The 1,733-nt window shown below is 63.6% G+C and carries 1 protein-coding gene; it reads right to left on the reverse strand.

What is annotated here, in order from left to right; translation table 11 throughout:
- A partial coding sequence (locus MJ783_RS22845) for an ABC transporter substrate-binding protein (protein ID WP_239313876.1) occupies window positions 1-1,418 on the reverse strand: 1,418 nt, incomplete at its 3' end.
- Window positions 1,419-1,733 lie beyond the last annotated feature (315 nt).

Raw genomic sequence — 1,733 nt, forward strand, 5'->3', positions numbered from 1 at the left:
CTTCTGAGCCCGGCATCCTCGAGATGCGGGTTGCCGCCACTGTCGACCCACAGCCCGACCACGGAGCGCTTGATCGCGGTCAGGGTTCCGAACTGTAGCGGAACGAAGATCGGCACCTGTTCGTTGACCAGTTCCTGCACCCGCTGCCAGGCCTGCTGTCGCTGGGCCGGGTCGACGGTGGCCAGTGCGTTGCCGTAAAGCGTGTCGAACGCGGCGTTGTTCCAGTTGCACTCACAGCGCCCGGTCAACAGAAACGAGAGCTCTTCGGCGGGATCCGCGGGATAGGACTGGAAATTCGGAATAATCTTCCCGGGAAAAGATTTTCCAGCCGGGTAGAAGATTCCGGGCCAGGAGGCTATGTCGGTATCCGTGATCTGCAGCTTAATATCAATCTTGGCAAGACTGGCCTGCAGGATCTGTGCGCTGGTGCTCCACTCAGGATACTGGTTGGCCACCCCCCACCAGACGAGGGTGCTGCCCGGACCGACACCGGCCGCGGTGAACAGTGCTTTGGCCTTGTCCAGGTCGTAGGTGTAGTCGGTGAGGCGGCCGCCGTAGCTGGCCTGATTACTCGGCAACGGATCGTTTGTGGTGGAGATGATGCCCTGATTGAAATACGCGGCCTTGAGGATCGCGCGTTGGTCGGTCGCGTAGGCCAGCGCCTGCCGGGCCCGCACGTTGTCGAAGGGCGCTTTGGTGGTGTCCACCTCCCAGCTCACATACTGGCCTATGACGGCGGGCTTCACCACGGTGAGCCCCGAACTGTTCTCGACGGTCGTCACCTGCGAAAGCGGCACCGACCAGAGCGCGTCGAGGTCGCCGGCCTTCAGCGCGGTGACCGCGGCGGCCGAGTCGGCGGCCTTGACGAACTCGATGCGGTCCAGTTTGGGAGCGGGGCCGAAATAGCTCGGATTCCGCTCCAGGGTCAAATGATCATCGGCGGAGAATTTTCTGACCCGGAACGGCCCGGTGACGGCCGGGCTCTCCGCTATACTGGCCAGCGAGTTCGTGTCAACAATCTTCACCATCTGGATCGACGCCGGGAACAGGGCGTTCGGAGTCCTGAGCGTGAAGACGACCGTGTTCGCCTCGTCCGCCCGCACGCTGACAATCGGTGCCACGTTGTTCTTGAGCTGGGTAACCGTATCGGGGTTCTGGTAGTACTTGATCGTCGAGACGACGTCGTCCGGGGTGAGCACCTTCCCGTTGGAGAACCTGACGTCCGGCCGTAACTGGAAGGTCCAGGTCTTCAGATCCGCGGAGGACGACCACGAGGTGGCCAGGTCGGGCTGCAGCTTCCCATCACTCCCGGTCTTGACCAAACCATCCCATAACAGGCTGAACAGCACCTGCTCCCAGGCGTTGCCCTTGGTCACTGGATTGAGCGTCTTGATGCCCTGGGCCGCGCCGATGGTCAATGCGCCACCAGCCTTCACCGCATCGGTCGGGCCGGGCCGCTCGGGGCCTCCCGCACTTCCACCACATGCCGCCAGAACTCCAGCACAGAAAGTCGCTGCGGCCGTCACGGCCGCCAGCCCGATTTTTCCCACGATCACAATCTCTCTCCCCGTCTCACTCTGATCATGATGGGACGCCGCCGCTCCAGGCCGGCAGGCGCGACTTAGAGCGCCCGGCAATAGGGGACGCGGCGTCACGGGGCCAGGGCACGCACCTCGCCGCGTTGTCGTCGGTCGCCACCCAACACCAGGGTGGCTCCCTCCTCCGCCTCGCGA

It is taken from the genome of Protofrankia sp. Cj3, from assembly GCF_917627355.1.
Lineage (GTDB): Bacteria > Actinomycetota > Actinomycetes > Frankiales > Frankiaceae > Protofrankia.